Annotated in this window: 1 protein-coding gene; it reads right to left on the bottom strand. The window is 52.8% G+C overall.

Translation table 11 applies throughout. The features are described from left to right. Positions 1-57: 57 nt before the first annotated feature. A partial coding sequence (gene rplB / locus K0039_RS25015) for a 50S ribosomal protein L2 (protein WP_228106831.1) occupies positions 58-500 on the bottom strand: 443 nt, incomplete at its 5' end.

Genomic DNA, 500 nt, shown 5'->3' with positions numbered 1-500 from the left:
TGCAGGTCAATAAAAGGACCTTTCTTGAGAGAACGTGGCATGGCTTATCCTCTAAAATTATTTGCTACGGCGACGTACGATGAATTTATCAGTACGCTTGTTGCTGCGGGTCTTCTTACCTTTGGTCTGAACGCCCCACGGAGTTACCGGGTGCTTACCAAAGTTACGACCTTCACCACCACCATGTGGGTGGTCTACCGGGTTCATCGCGGTACCGCGAACGGTCGGACGAACACCACGCCAGCGTGCAGCACCTGCTTTACCCAGAACGCGCAGCATATGCCCAGCATTGCCAACTTCGCCCAGGGTTGCACGGCAGTCTGCTTCTACTTTACGCATTTCACCAGAACGCAGACACAGGGTGACATAAGCACCATCACGAGCAACGATCTGAACGTAAGTACCAGCGGAACGTGCCAGCTGACCGCCTTTACCTGGTTTCATTTCTACGTTATGAACAGTAGAACCAACCGGGATGTTGCGCATCGGCAGGGTGTTAC

The sequence above is a fragment of the Terrisporobacter mayombei genome, from assembly GCF_020748465.1.
In the GTDB taxonomy this organism is placed as follows: Bacteria; Bacillota; Clostridia; order Peptostreptococcales; family Peptostreptococcaceae; genus Terrisporobacter; species Terrisporobacter mayombei.
The sequence above is the reverse complement of the archived record's forward strand: the minus strand, read 5'-3'. Positions and strand labels throughout refer to the sequence as shown.